The organism is Haemophilus sp. Marseille-P9675 (genome assembly GCF_916862695.1).
Classification (GTDB): Bacteria; Pseudomonadota; Gammaproteobacteria; order Enterobacterales; family Pasteurellaceae; genus Haemophilus; species Haemophilus haemolyticus_K.
Genome location: NZ_CAKASP010000001.1, coordinates 253278 through 268592 on the forward strand (window position 1 = coordinate 253278; position 15315 = coordinate 268592).

The 15315-nt window shown below is 35.8% G+C and carries 13 protein-coding genes; 8 read left to right on the forward strand and 5 right to left on the reverse strand.

Features of this window, described 5'->3' with window-relative positions; translation table 11 throughout:
* Window positions 1-50: 50 nt before the first annotated feature.
* The 5 genes from LIX50_RS01215 to LIX50_RS01235 form a co-directional block, all read right to left on the reverse strand.
* Window positions 51-2897 (reverse strand): TonB-dependent receptor domain-containing protein, encoded by a 2847-nt coding sequence (locus LIX50_RS01215; protein ID WP_048954081.1) that lies wholly within the window; start codon window positions 2895-2897, stop codon window positions 51-53.
* Between the two features lie 178 nt (window positions 2898-3075).
* The gene (locus LIX50_RS01220) at window positions 3076-3774 is read right to left on the reverse strand and encodes a LutC/YkgG family protein (protein ID WP_048954080.1); all 699 of its coding nucleotides are present in this window, start codon (window positions 3772-3774) and stop codon (window positions 3076-3078) included.
* A 5-nt stretch (window positions 3775-3779) separates the two neighbouring features.
* Window positions 3780-5192, reverse strand: a complete 1413-nt coding sequence (locus tag LIX50_RS01225; protein WP_048954079.1) for a LutB/LldF family L-lactate oxidation iron-sulfur protein — start codon at window positions 5190-5192, stop codon at window positions 3780-3782.
* 1 nt (window position 5193) lies between these two features.
* Window positions 5194-5925, reverse strand: a complete 732-nt coding sequence (locus LIX50_RS01230) for a (Fe-S)-binding protein (protein WP_048954078.1) — start codon at window positions 5923-5925, stop codon at window positions 5194-5196.
* A 68-nt stretch (window positions 5926-5993) separates the two neighbouring features.
* Window positions 5994-7589, reverse strand: coding sequence for a lactate permease LctP family transporter (locus LIX50_RS01235; RefSeq protein WP_048954077.1), 1596 nt, complete (start codon window positions 7587-7589; stop codon window positions 5994-5996).
* A 275-nt stretch (window positions 7590-7864) separates the two neighbouring features.
* Between LIX50_RS01235 and purB the strand changes: the two genes are divergently transcribed.
* From purB to cmk, 8 genes are all read left to right on the forward strand, one after another.
* Entirely contained in the window at window positions 7865-9226 is a 1362-nt protein-coding gene (purB, locus tag LIX50_RS01240) for an adenylosuccinate lyase (RefSeq protein ID WP_048954076.1), read from the forward strand.
* Window positions 9226-9744, forward strand: coding sequence for a GNAT family N-acetyltransferase (locus LIX50_RS01245; RefSeq protein WP_048954075.1), 519 nt, complete (start codon window positions 9226-9228; stop codon window positions 9742-9744). Before purB ends, LIX50_RS01245 begins: the two co-directional genes overlap by 1 nt.
* An 18-nt stretch (window positions 9745-9762) precedes the next feature.
* On the forward strand, window positions 9763-10560 hold the full coding sequence (locus tag LIX50_RS01250; protein ID WP_048954074.1) for an amino acid ABC transporter substrate-binding protein: 798 nt from the start codon (window positions 9763-9765) through the stop codon (window positions 10558-10560).
* A 66-nt stretch (window positions 10561-10626) separates the two neighbouring features.
* Window positions 10627-11298, forward strand: a complete 672-nt coding sequence (locus LIX50_RS01255; protein WP_048954073.1) for an amino acid ABC transporter permease — start codon at window positions 10627-10629, stop codon at window positions 11296-11298.
* A gap of 18 nt (window positions 11299-11316) precedes the next feature.
* Entirely contained in the window at window positions 11317-12069 is a 753-nt protein-coding gene (locus LIX50_RS01260) for an amino acid ABC transporter ATP-binding protein (protein WP_048954310.1), read from the forward strand.
* Between the two features lie 10 nt (window positions 12070-12079).
* On the forward strand, window positions 12080-13402 hold the full coding sequence (locus tag LIX50_RS01265) for an MmgE/PrpD family protein (RefSeq protein WP_048954072.1): 1323 nt from the start codon (window positions 12080-12082) through the stop codon (window positions 13400-13402).
* 8 nt (window positions 13403-13410) lie between these two features.
* Complete coding sequence (locus LIX50_RS01270) at window positions 13411-14568, forward strand: amidohydrolase (protein WP_048954071.1); 1158 nt, start codon at window positions 13411-13413, stop codon at window positions 14566-14568.
* Window positions 14569-14623: 55 nt separating this feature from the next.
* Window positions 14624-15301 (forward strand): (d)CMP kinase, encoded by a 678-nt coding sequence (gene cmk / locus LIX50_RS01275; RefSeq protein WP_048954070.1) that lies wholly within the window; start codon window positions 14624-14626, stop codon window positions 15299-15301.
* The last annotated feature ends 14 nt before the right edge of the window (window positions 15302-15315 follow it).

The window sequence follows — 15315 nt, forward strand, 5'->3', positions numbered from 1 at the left end:
TATTATTTAAAAGGCATAGCTTATTAGCTATGCCTTTTTATATGAGCCAATTAGAATTTATAGTTCAAACTTAGAATATAAGTTCTTCCACGTGCAAAGTTATAAAGTACAGATTTATCTTTTCCTCCATCTTCACAAGTATTATTTTTACTACAAATTGAATCATTTAAGCTTGAATAATAGCGCTGTGAAGCAGCATCATTGCCTGAGTCTAAAGGATCAACATAACGTTTATCTAGTAGGTTTTGTACTTCAGCTTTGATAATTAAATCTTTAACAGGTTCATAACTTACATGCAAATCTAAAATAATCGGTTGTTTATTAATTTCCTCTGTTTTCTTGATTGCATAATAAGTTCGTTCATGGCTCGTATTTAATTCAAATTGAGAACCGTTAATATAATCTTCTTGAATGGTTGCTCGTTTACTTTTCCCATAGTAACGTGCTGCGATACCAAGAGTTAATTTTTGATCAAACCAGCGAGATCCAAGTTCTAATCTTCCATAATCTTTAGGTAGCATTGAGATACGGGATAGACCATAACCTTGTTTCAGAATATCCTCTTTTGACGCATTGTTAGGACGTGGACTAGCATCTGCATAATTGGTTGGTTGATTTGTTCGTTGGTATGCATAAGACAGATTTGCAAAGAAACGTCCCATGTCATAATTTACTTCTAATTCAACACCGCTCTTTTTCACAATTGGCTTATAATTTTGATGAGCAATGGTAAATCTAAATCCATTCTCAGAAGCCCAGTCAGGAACAATGCCATCTCTCCACCATACACCATATACATTATGAATATAATTTTTGATAAAACTACGATAGCCCACTAATTTTAAACCTAATACATCTTCTTTAGTGAAAACGCCTTTTTTATAGGTATTAAAACCAAGTTGATAAGTTTCAGCTCGCTCAGGTTTTAATCCCGTATTCACTCCAGCATCAGACACTTGAGAGAAAAACATCTCTTGAATATTCGGCATTCTGTGTGTTCGTGAATAAGTAAAAAATGGCATAAAATAATCACTCAGTTCTGCACTTAATGTAGCAGAATGATTGAATGCTTTTTTATGACCTGATTTATGCAAAATCGGCTCATTAATTTGTGTTGGTGTATTTTCGTAACCTACATACTCACCGTTAAATGCATAATGCGTAAAATTGACACTATAGTCTAAATGGTAAATTCCTTTAGAAAGTGCGGTATCAAAATATACTGTTTTAAATTTCTGCTTACCTGAAGGTTGTAAGATCACTGAACGTTGTGGCAGTAAATTACGACTACCTTTAAATCGTCCTAAATTACTGTAGTTACCTTGATCATGTGAAGCATCATTATAAAATAAACTTAATTCTTCTGGAAAACGGTTTTTACTGTATTCGTTAGTAAAATAGTTAAACCCTAATGTGGTTTTTAAATCGATTTCTTTTGGCAATAAGAAGGTATAGCTGTTATTAATATCAATGATATTTGCCACATTTTTTGTGATAAGTTTATCTGCAACTTGCCAACCAGCAAAAAAGCCACCCTTAGGATAAATGGTTTTGCCAATGTTATGTGCTGCCATTAAATTAAGATCAAGATAGTTGTTATTATTGAAGTTATAATTGACTTGGTAATTACGGTTTTCAATTTTGCGAGAACCAATTTTATTATCCAATGTGCGTAGTTGAGCTCCTAGAGTATGGTGATCATCTCCATATTCAAATTTTAACAAATGGCTACGTGAGCGAGATTGTAAGCTGCCTGGTTCAATAGGAGCGACACTATATTGATCTTTATTACGTTCAAATGATTTGTCAGTTTTTTCAATTCCATCATCACCTTTTTGGAGCTCTTCAATATCCTCAGGTTTTTTTCCTGCTCCTAATTGTTGTAGAATATTTTTTCTAGCTTGATTTTTATAAATATTTTTTACACTGGTCTCTGTTTCTTCAGGATCGTATATATTGGATTTTTCAATATGAGTAATACAATTTGAATCGGTCCATATTGTTTCTGTTTCTCCTGTTAAATCATTAGAGCTTGTCGTTTTTTCTGTACTTCCATGAAATGTTGGATTAGGTGCATTGCAAGACCAATGGTTTTTGTTTAAATCAGGTGTCCACTGTCCAGCTGAATTTAAAACATAACCTGCATTGTGGAAATAGGCTTCTTTTTCTTTAGCAAGAATATCTTGTCCTAGCGAAGACAATCGTTCTCCTCCACCGATACGATAATCTTGAGACACCTCACGTTGACTGTAACCATATACCACACCAACATAACCACCATTATCAAGCCATTTTCTGCCTGCAGCCATTGTCATAAAATTCGATTTAGTTGCATTGCTCCCCGTCATTCCTTTTACGATAAGCCCAAATGGTTTGTCATCAGTAATAACATCATTAACACCTAGCGTTCTAAAATTGGCACTACCAGATAAGGTATTTACGCCATTAGAACCTGAAAAGTTACTTTTATTGACATCGACACCAGCAATGAAGTTAGGATCAAGCGATGCACCGAATTGAGAATTACCACCTGATTGACCTGAATCCATTGAGGTGGAATAGAAGGTTTGTGTAACCCCATCGACCATTGTATTGACACGACCTAACCCATTTTCGCCACGAATATTCACAGAAACTACGCCAGAGCCTTTATCTTGTTGAGTAAAAGCACCAGGGATACTTCGAATAACTTGATCGATAGTTTGGGTTTCTTTAAAAATATGCTCTCGGGTGCTTTTTGCTTTCGCTTCCGTAAAAGGTTTTTTATCGTTGGCGACATTTTTTTCTACTACATCAATTTGATCTAATGTTTCTTCAGCTTTTGCATCAACGATAGAAACACTTAGGGTATTGATTAAGCAGAGTGTGATTAAATTTAATTTAATAACTTTCTTCATTATCATATCCTTTTTTATTGAGAAAGATTATCATTATTTCATTTTAACTAAAAAACTCAAGAGGTAATTTAATAAAATTAATGAAATAACAAAAAATAATGAAAAAAACTAATTTCAGATGAAGGTAGAAAAATGTCTTGATAGGGGAAAGAAAAAGGGGCATTTACCCCTTTCTGCATTATAGATCATCAATTATTAAATAGATTTTTGCTACGGGTCCATGGACACCAATCACTTTAATCAATTCAATATCCGCCGTTGAGCTTGGACCTGAGATAATATTGATACAAGATGGCATACGCTCGCCTTGTTGTGCTTTATCGTGTAATACCTTCGCCACTTGTGCAACACGTGGAAGTACTTGGCTTTTACGTACAACAACAATCGATTTTTCAGGTAATAAACTCACTGAACGTCCACGATCTGCGCTAGAGAATAAGACGATTCCGCCAGTTTCCGCCAAACCATATTCTGCATAAACCACACCAAGATTAGCTTTTTCAGAAAAACTAATATTATCTTGTGCCGTTTCTGGTGACCATGTATGACAAGTATATTTCGCTTCAAGCGCCGCAGGAATACCAAGCGCACTCAATCTTTCATCGGAATTAAGCACAACATCACCGCCACCATATTTTTCACAAAGAGCAAGTAAAGTTTGCACTGCATCAGACTCTTTACACACATTTACGTCCACCATCATGGTTTTAGCAGAATTGGTAAATTCATTCGCTAAATCAACCGCACTTAAATGGGTTAAACGCTCAGTAGGGTACGTATTGACAGGTGCTTCCATCGGTTCAGGTACGATAGCACGGGCTTTACCCATTTTCGCCGCTAATTTATTAAGAAAATTTTCGCGATTTTGTAAATCCATGCTTATTACCCTCTCTCTCTATTATTAAACCATTGACGGAAGCTTTCGCCATCTGCTTGTGGTAAATCTCGTGCTTTTGTCCATTCACCCAATGCCCCAAATGTAATTGGTGCTTTCCCATTTTTGATCAGCTTACCCGCTAATTTCGCACCGATATTCACACCTGTTTTCCATAGCGTTGGGTTAGCATTGGCTGTGGTGAAACCAAAAATAGATAAACGTTCCATCGCAGGAGTTTTACCTAACTCTACCATTTTCTCACGGTGTTTTAAGATTAACTGTGCTAATGGAATACGCACCGGGCAGACAGAATTACACGCGTTACATAATGAACAAGCATACGGCAATTCTTTGAATTCATCATAGCCACCTAGTAATGGAGAAATTACTGCACCAATTGGACCTGGGTAAATAGAACCATACCCATGACCACCGATTTGACGATATGCCGGACAAGTATTCAAACAAGCACCGCAGCGGATACAACGTAAAACTTCTTGGAATTCAGACGCTAAAATATCTGAACGGCCATTATCCACAATAACCAAATGGAATTCTTCAGGACCGTCAGTTTCACCAGTAAGACGAGGACCAGTTAACCAAGTGTTATAACCAGTTAATTTTGCACCTACCGCACTACGAGCAAGCATCGTAATTAACACATCCACCTCTTGGAAAGTTGGCGCTAAACGCTCCATTCCCATCACGGCAATATGTGTTTTTGGTAAGGTCGTCGCTAAACGTAAGTTACCTTCGTTTGTCACCAAACAAACTGAGCCGGTTTCCGCTACAGCAAAGTTACAACCACTGATACCGATATCAGCCTCTAAAAAATCTTGACGAATTTTTTCACGTACGAAACGCGTCATATCTTCAGGCGTTTCCTCACCTTCATAGCCGAGTTTTTCAGATAAATCTTTGCGGATTTGGTGACGATCTTTGTGAATTGCAGGCACAACGATATGGGATGGTTTATCACCTGAAATTTGTAATAGATATTCACCCAAATCGGTTTCGATCACTTGCATGCCCTCTTTTTCAAGCACTTCGTTTAAACCGATTTCTTCAGTCACCATGGATTTGGATTTTACGATTTTCTTCGCATTTTTCTCTAATGCAACTTTGCGAATATAAGCACTCGCTTCTTCGGCCGTTTCAGCAAAATACACTTTACCGCCATTTTCCATCACTTTTTCGCTCAATTGATACAAATAAGCATCTAAATTAGCTAAAACATGGTTACGAATCTGTTTAGATAAATCACGCCATTCTTCCCAATGACCTAATTCGTCCACCATTTTTTGACGGTTAGCCCCAATAGTTTCTTGGGCTTTCACTACCGCTTTACGCATGATAGTGTTGTGCACTTCATGATCGACACGCGCTTTAAAAGGAAGATTACTGGTTTTTAATGACATCTTATTTCTCCCCTTGCATTAATACTTCCGCAATATGCATCACTTTAATCTTGCTGCCTTCGCGTTGTAAACGACCACCAATATTTAATAAACAACTTACATCTGCACCGATTAAATATTGTGGTTCAACCTCTTCAATATGCTCAACCTTTTCTTTCACCATTTCGCCAGAAATCTCTGCCATTTTCACAGAGAAAGTCCCACCGAAGCCACAGCAGGTTTGTTGATTATGAATAGGAAGTAGTTCTAATCCTTTCACATTTTTTAACAGTGCGATAGGTTCATTTACGATGCCCAGTTTACGTGTAAGACTACAAGAAGGGTGATAAACCGCTTTACCTGGCAAATAGGCACCAATATCAGTTATTCCAAGTTTATTCACGATAAAATCGGTTAAATCACAGAAACGTGAAGCTACTTTTTGGGCTCGTTTAGCCCAGTCTAATTCCCCTGCGTTAGTGAAGTAGTTGGGATAATTTTTGATCGCATAAACACAAGAACCGGCAGGTGCTACGATTGGGTAATCATTTACTTCAAAGGTTTCGACTAAGTTTTTCATGCCAGGGATAGCTTGTTTTGTATAGCCACTATTTAATGCAGGCTGCCCACAACAACCTTGTTTTTCAAGGAAAGTAACATTGCAACCAAGTTTCTCAAGCAGTAAAACGGTGTTTTTGGCCACATCACTTTTTACTACGTCTGCAATGCAGGTTACGTAGAAATTTACGTTCATTTTTAATCACTCCAATAAGAGAAAAGTAATAAATGACCGCAAAAGTGCGGTCATTTTTCCAAGTAAATTTATAGATTATAAAGTAAAGGTACTAAGTAAAGCGCACAGAGTGCCGCAATAATACCGTAAATCATCATAGGGATAATGGTTTTCTTAATAATGGTACCTTCTTGGTTAGAAATATTTAATACTGAACTGACAGCAACGATATTATTAATACATACCATATTTCCCATTGCGCCTCCAACAGATTGTAAAGCTAGGACTAGCGCTACTGAAATTCCTGTTGTTTCCGCTGTAGAAAGTTGAACACTACCAAATGTTAGGTTAGATACGGTGTTTGATCCAGAGAAGAATGCCCCTATAGCCCCTAAGAAAGAGGAGAAAATTGTCCAGTTACTGCCGGATATTTCTGCAAAGGTGCGACCAATAATTTTCACCATGGAGTGTTCACCTCCGACTAACATTAAGTTCACCATAACCAAGGCTCCCACTAAGGCTATAAATGGATTTTTTGATTGTTGTAAACTTGAAGTAAAAACGTTTTTAACATTGCTAATTGAGACGTTAAATATAGGAATTGCAATTAAAACTGTAATTACAAATGGAATTAACGCTGGTACGTAAAGCAATTTGTAGCTTGATGATACATCAGAACCAAAAATATCTTTTAAGGTAAAGATTAATCCTTTACTAATTTCAAATGTACCTAATGATCCTAGGGTTGTTGAGAACCACATTGTAGCGTCATTCATCATTGCTTTGAAAGGTAATTGATGGATACGTGTAATGATTAGGAATGCAATCAATAAACCTGTTGGGAATAATGCTTTCATTACTTGCTTAGTTGTTACCGCATTATTATCCAGACTATTTTCTACTTTTGTTAAGCCAATATTGCGATTTGCAGCCCATACAGAAATAAATAAACCAATTGCTCCGCCTACTAATGATGGAAATTCATCATTAACTTGGGCAAGTAAGAAATAAGGAATGACACAGGCAAAGACACTGATATAGATAAATAGAATATTTTTACGAATATCGTTCCAACTTACTAAGACTCGTAATGCTAATAATGGAATAATAAATGCGGCAATAGAATGGATAAATGCTGTAATAGAACCAATTTCCAAAATTATATCTTCTGATAGTTTTAGTGGACCGAAACCAAACCATGTAGGCGTTCCCACAGCCCCAAAAGAGACTGGGACGGAGTTCATGATTAGTGCCAACATGGCGACTTTTAATGGATGAAAACCTAGCCCGACTAAAATAGGTGCCGCAATGGCTGCAGGTGTACCAAAACCACTTGCTCCTTCAATCATAAAAGCAAATGCCCAACCGATAATCATTAATTGAGCTACAGGATTGGGATTAATATTCCCTAGCCATTTACGCATGGTATCTGTCGCACCTGAAATTTCTGAAAAGCGATTAAATAAGATCGCGCCAAAAATAACTGTAATTGGGGTTTGTACAGCAATAATAGCGGAAACAACATTGGCACTAATTGTGACAATATCGGTATTAAAGTGAAGAAGATGGACACCCATTACTAATGTTGCAATCCAAGGTAATGCGACATAAGAAGGCAAGGCATTTCGTTTTACCATTAGATAAATCAGCAAAACAATAGGAAAAATACTCAGAACAAAAGACATTAGAAAATATCCTTAAATTTATAATAAAAAAGACTTGTGCATTGTATGGATTTAGGCATAAAAGAATATACCTCTTTGGGGAAAATGTGATCAATATCTCATAAAAATTAACATTTTATTTTCATTTTTTACATTTTTATTACCAATCTTCTCTGATTAAAATCTTAATAGACTAAAATGGAATATGATGTGGGGATTAATTATTAGATGGGGAGATAAAAGATTTATAGAATCATCGTCATTCCAAATTAGTTATTTTATAAAAGGGAAGCAAAATGGCAGCACATGTAATTGATTTTCTTACATTGGGGAATAATTTTGGTACTCCTGAGATGAGATCTATATGGTCAGAGGAAAATCGTTTTCGTAAGCAAATTGAAGTCGAAATTGCTTTAGCAAAAGCTGAGGGGGAATTAGGGGTTATTCCATCAGAAGCGGCAAATAAAATTGCTCAATTGGTGAAGGTTGAGGCGCTTAATTTTAATGAACTTGCAGAGGAAGCTGTTCGCTTAAGACATACTTTTATGGCGACCATTAATGCTTTACAGCGTCAATCCGGTGATGCTGGGGAATATATTCATTATGGTGCGACAACACAAGATATTGTTGATACGGCAACAGTGCTTCAGTTAAAAGAAGCTTTTGAGATTGTACTACGTGATACACGTCTTGTTGCGCAAGAATTAAAGACATTAGCTAAAAAATATCAATATTTACCTATGGTGGGGCGGACTCATGGAATGCAAGCTTTACCAACAACATTTGGTTTTAAATTAGCGGTGTGGTTAGATGAATTTGTTCGCCATTTGCAACGTTTAAATGAGATTCGTGATCGTGTGTTGGTCGGCAATATTAGTGGTGCGATCTGTACTTATGCATCATTTGGTAAAAAAGGTCCTGAAGTGGAAGCGAGAGCATTAGCATTATTAGGATTAAATGCACCGAATATCGGATGGCAAGCCGCACGGGATCGCTTTTCTGAATATGCTTCGGTTGTAGCCTTAATCAGTGGAACGTTGGGTAAAATTGCTAATGAGTTTTACAACTTAATGCGTACAGAGATTAATGAAATTGAGGAGCCTTTTTCTAGTGGAAAAATTGGTTCATCAACAATGCCTCATAAACGGAATCCTGCTGCATTAGAGGGAATGGCTAGCCTTACCTCACCTATTTTTAAAAGTGTTGCATTAATTCATGAATCAATGAGAGTTGAGCACGAACGTGATGCCATGAGTTGGCGAGCAGAGTGGATTGCTTTGCCTGAGATGAATATTTATCTTTCAGCTCAATTACAAATTGGTTTATCTATTTTACGCGGAATGAAAGTGAATGCTGAGCAAATGTTAAAAAATTTGGAGTTGCAGAATGGGCTACTTCTTTCTGAAAAAGTGATGTTTGAATTAGGTAAACGTTTAGGAAAACAAAGTAGTCATAGCTTAGTATATGAATGTTCAATGAAAGCTTTTGAAGAAGCTCGATCATTTAAAGATGTATTGTTAGAAAACCCTATTATTAAGAAAGAATTTAATGAGTCTGAAATAACAGAATGGCTTGTTCCACAAAATTATTTAGGAAGTGCTCCAGATAAAGTAGATATCGTTATTCGTTATGCAGAGCTATCGGGGTTATTAGATTAATGGATATTAGAACACTAACGCTTGTTGATATTGAATCATATCAAAGTTTATTACATCGTGCTTATCAACCTATATTAGCTTTAGGAATTCATTTTTCTGCATCAACGGTTTCTAAGTCTGAAATTGAGCAGCATTTATGCGCTAATTTAGTCTTTGGTGGATTTATTGATGGCAATCTTGTTTGTTCTATTAGTTTACGTTTGCCTTGGGGGAATAATCCAGGACCTTATGGTGTACCTCATATTGGCTGGTTGGCAACTCATCCAGATTATAAAAAGCAAGGTCTAGCGGTAGAGCTTATAAAGTGGACAGAGGAGAATATTTTATTAAAGCAACTTAAAGTGCCTTTTGTGACACTAGGTACGGCAGAAAATCATCCTTGGTTAAATTCCTTTTATATAAAACAAGGTTTTGAAGAAATTGGTAAAGCAAATTTAACCGATGATCATACGACAATTTATTATCGAAAAATTTTAAACACAACATTATTTCAAGAGTATCAAAAACATCATCATTAATTAAATAAGGAGTTAAAAATGATTTTAAAACATACCGCACTTTTCACTATTTTAGCAACAACAGTTGTTTTAGCTGGTTGTAATGATAAGGACAATGATAGTTCAAAGATAGTTTCACCTAAGATATTAAAAATAGGATCTACTGGACAAAGTTATCCAAATGGTTTTAAACAGAATGGTAAATTAGTTGGGTTTGATGTAGAGACAACTGAGGCAATAGCAAAAGAATTAGGCTATACCATTGAATGGACGACAGCTGAATTTTCAGGACTTATGGGCCAACTTGATTCAGGCCGTTTAGATACTGTTGCTAATGCAGTCGCAGTAACTGAGGCGCGTAAAACTAAATATGATTTTACACAACCTTACAGTTATTATGGTAGTCAACTTGTAGCTCATAAAGATAATAGCACAATTAATATTTTGGATGATTTTAAAGGAAAAACGATTTCAGGGGTATTGGGTTCTAATCATTTGAAAAATTTGCAGAAACGCTTTCCTAATAATGAAGTAAATGTGAAAACTTATGAAACTCGCGATGGGGCAATGTATGATTTGGTATATAAACGTGTTGATGGTTATGTAAATTCTAAACCAATCTTATTGGCTGAGATTAAACGCGGTAATTTACCATTTAAATTAGTAGGAGAACCATTAGTAATTGAAGAAGTAGCATTTCCATTTGCTAAAAATGAAAAAGGAGAAGAACTACGTAAAGAATTTAACCAAGCTATAAAAAAATTAAAAGAAAGTGGGAAATTAAAAGAGCTTTCTATTAAATATTATGGCGAGGATATTACTGCATCAGATAAATAAGAATTGGGAGGTTCAACCTCCCGGTTTTTGATAGGATATTTCTTGGGTTTACCTAATGGATTATATATGAGTTTTGATTTTGTATATTTTATTTCAGTTTTTCCTAATATTATTTCATATTTGCCAACTACATTATTTATTGCGGTAGTGTCAATTTTTATAGCAATTTTTATTGGTTTATTTATTGCTCTAATTCGTGTGAATAAAAGTTTTATGATAGATGGGGTACTTGCTTTATATATTTCATTGTTTCGTGGGATGCCAACGGTAGTGTTGTTATTTATCATTTATTATGGTTCACCACAGTTATTTCCTAGTTTAAAAGAAATGTCAGCAATGAACGCTGCACTACTTTGTTTTAGTTTGAAATATTCAGCTTATTTGGCTGAAATTTTTCGAGCAGGTTTAGAGTCTGTAGACAATGGTCAGAAAGAGGCAGGTATGGCGATGGGATTATCTCTTATAAATGTTTATCGTCATATTATTTTACCTCAGGCTTTTGTTAATGCCTTACCAAGTACAGGGAATATGTTTATTTCTTTATTAAAGGATTCATCAGTAGCATTCTTTGTTGGGGTGCCAGAATTATTAGCTGCAGGTAAGTTATTAACGGTAGAATCATATAAATTCTTTGAAACCTATCTAGCTGTAGGTATTGTTTATTGGCTTGTGGTTGTTCTTTATTCTTGGGCCCAAAAACGATTAGAAGTGGCTTTATCTTCCCCTTATAAACGTTAAGGATGTATTATGACTACAATGATTTCTGTTGAAAAACTTTCAAAATCCTTTGGAAAAAATACAGTATTAAAATCAATTGATTTATCTATTCAAAAAGGGGAGGTTGTCGCAATTATTGGACCTTCAGGATCAGGGAAATCTACTTTATTACGGTGTTTAAATTTATTGGAAAAACCTGATGAAGGGAAAATTAAAATAGCATCTAAAGAGTTTGATGTTAAAGGGCATTCTCGTCAGGATGAAGTCTCATTACGTCATCAATCAGCAATGGTGTTTCAAAGTTATAATTTATTTAAAAATAAAACTGCACTTGAGAACATTACACTAACACCGTTGGTTAATCAGAAAATGAGTAAAATTGAAGCGCAAAAATTAGGTTTGGATTTACTAAAACGGGTCGGACTTTCCGAGCAGGCCCACCAGTATCCTATTACGCTTTCGGGAGGGCAGCAACAACGTATTGCGATAGCTCGTGCTTTGGCTGTAAAACCTAAAGTTTTGCTTTTTGATGAGCCTACATCTGCGTTGGATCCAGAGCGTGTAAATGAAGTTTTACAAGTGATACAACAGTTAGCTAAACAAAAAATTACAATGGTTATTGTTACTCATGAAATGGAATTCGCAAAACATGTGGCTGATCGTATTATTTTTATGGCAGATGGAAACATCATAGAACAAGGACCTGCTAAGCAGCTTATTGATTTTCCTAAGCAAGAACAAACAAAACGTTTTGTAAAGCAATTTTCAGATCCCATTGAATTTTATATTTAGGGGGAGGGGAATGAATGCACAAGAATTGGCAAATAAAATTCTAAATACCCCCTTAATTAATGAACAAGATACATTAAAACAGGCTACAAGAGGGGTTGTAGATTATTTTGCCTCTTCACTCCAAGCTAAAAATCAAGTTGAATTACAACAATTTAAAGATTGGATTATGCTAGAGGGAGGAAATAAGAAGGCATGGTTAATTGGACAAAAACAGTTAGTGACCGCAAGACAGGCGGCCTTATTTAACGGTTTTCAAGCACATTACTTAGATTATGATGATGTGCATGCGACTGTACGTGGACACCCTTCATCTGTGATTTTAAGTGCGCTTTTTGCCAGCATTGATAAAAGTATACAGATAATTGACAGTAGGCGTTTTTTAACTGCTTATGTTATTGGTGTAGAGGTTATGGCTCGTTTGGGGCAGATACTAAATCCTAAACTCTATATCAGGGGATGGCATAGCACAATCACTTTAGGAGGAATTGCCGCAACTTGTGCTATAGGCTATTTACACCAATATTTTTTTCTATCTGATGCTATCTCATTGGCTGCAACACAATCGTCAGGAATGCGTTTTGTATTTGGTTCTCCTATTAAGGCTTTACATGCAGGAATTGCTGCACAAAATGCGATTCAATCTATTGATTGGATTAAAACAAGCTTGTCTTTACCACAAAATCCATTTGATGAAAAAATTGGTTTTTTTATGTTATTTGGAGACCAATGTTCGGTTGAAGACTGGGGATATGATTGGGAGAAAAATTGGCAAATTCATCAGCTTTGGTTTAAAAATTATCCTTATTGTTCAGCCGCAGCAGGAATTGCTGATATTTCTTATAAGTTAAGAAATAAGATTTCAAATATAAGTGATATTCTTCAAATTGAGATTTGTTTTTATGTTAACTCAGATGCTGCATTAATTTATCAAAAAGTAGATATTGCTAGCCAGGGAAAATTTTCTGCAGAATATATTTTAGCTTCAATTTTGCTAAATAAAAAATTGGATTTTCAACATTTTGAGCAGTCTCAAGTTGAACCATGTATTTGCGAGGTTATGTCTAAAATTCATCGAACTTATCAAAATAATGAAGTAAATCCTAAAAAAGTGAAAATTAGAGTACAGTTAAAAAATGGGGCTATTTTAGAGGCTAGTTCTAATTTTCCAAAAGGAAGTCCTATGAACCCTTATTCCAATACTCAATTAAAAGAGAAACTTGAGTTAGCTATAGGTAATAATTCCTTATCTCAGCAACTTTATCAAGATATTAGCAATTTAAAAAATGGAATTAATATTCAGGATTTTATTCAAGCTTATCAATCAATATTATGAGATGTAATATGGAAAAATTAAATCAATTGACACAACAATATCAAATCTTGGCAGATTTTTTACGTCAATTTCGTCAAGAACGCCATCAATATCCAGAGCTTTCCAATGAAGAATTTGAAACAACGGCGAAAATTAGGGAAGTTTTAGAAAAACATCATATTGATATTTTACCATTTCCACTTCAAACAGGATTAGTGGCAGAGATTAAAGGCCTTAAAGCTGGAAAAACCGTAATGCTGCGTGCAGATATAGATGCATTACCAATAGAGGAAGAATCAGGTGTTGAATTTAGCTCAAAAAAAGTTGGTATTATGCATGCCTGTGGACATGATTTTCATATGTCAGCTGCACTTGGTGCTGCAATTTTATTAAAACAGCATCAAAATGAATTAGAGGGGACTGTTAGAGTATTGTTTCAGGCTGCAGAAGAAACAGGTTTAGGTGCATTGAACGTATTAAAGTCTGGTGCTTTACAAAATGTAGATGCTATTTTTGGTTTACATAATGATCCCACGTTGCCTGTAGGTACAGTAGGTACCAAGTCACATGCATTAACAGCAGGAGTGGATCGTTTTGAAATTCGTATTTTAGCAAAGGGAGCTCATGCGGCTCGCCCAGAGGATGGTAAAGATCCCATAGTAGTACTTGCTCAGATTATTAGTGTTGTTCAAACTATTATCAGTCGAAATATTCCGGCTAATGAAAATGCGGTTATTTCCATAACTCATATTGAAAGTGGTAATACTTGGAACGTCATCCCTGACAATGCTTATTTAGAAGGAACTGTTCGAAGTTTTAATGCGAATGTAAGAACTCAGATTGAACAGCGTTTACGTATGTTATTGCAAGGCATTGCGACTGCGTTTGATGTTGAAATAGAACTAGATTGGCATGCTGGCCCGCCTTCTGTAAATAATGATGAGCAGTTGGTTCCTTTTGTTTTAAATGTAGCAGGTGCTATTGGATTTGAGACTAAAATTGTGGAAGCAAGTCCCATTGGCGAAGACTTTGCTTTTTATCAAGTAGAAGTGCCAGGTGTATTTGTTATGATAGGTTCAGGTGGGCCTTATGCATTACATCACCCTAAATTCCGTGTAGATGATAGGGTGTTGTTTCCAACCGCTTATTACTTATATGAGTTAGCAAAAGAATTTTTAGCGAAATGACTCGTTTATCTCTATAATACGATAAATTGTCATAATTAAGTAAGAGATAAGTAGCATGGGAACGATTATTACTGTTGATGGTCCGAGCGGTGCTGGGAAGGGGACGCTTTGTTACGCTTTAGCTGAAAAGCTAGGTTATGCGTTGTTGGATAGTGGAGCGATTTATCGTGTTACAGCATTAGCAGCATTACAACGTAAAACTGATTTAACAAATGAGTCGGCGCTAGCTGAATTAGCTCGTCACTTAGATATTCAATTTATTCCTCAAAATGGCGAGGTGAATATTTTGCTTGCTGGCATGAATGTAAGCCATTTAATTCGCACTCAAGAAGTCGCTGATGCCGCATCTAAAGTCGCTGTGTTTCCAGAAGTGCGGTCAGCTTTGCTACAACTTCAGCAAGATTTTGCGAAAAATGATGGATTAATTGCTGATGGTAGAGATATGGGCACTGTGGTATTTCCAAATGCTCAAGTGAAGTTATTTTTAGATGCGAGTGCTGAAGAACGTGCAAAAAGACGTTATAAACAGTTGCAAAATAAAGGAATAAATGGTAACTTTGAGCAGATTTTAGCCGAGATAAAAGAGCGTGATTTTCGTGATAGAAATCGAGAGGTTGCGCCTCTAAAACCGGCTTATGATGCTCTGTTATTGGATAGCACAACGTTGAGTATTGGTGAAGTTATTGATCAGGCGTTAGCTTATATTCAAGAAAAGGTATCAGTTTCGATTTAACTGTTTGTTCAAGG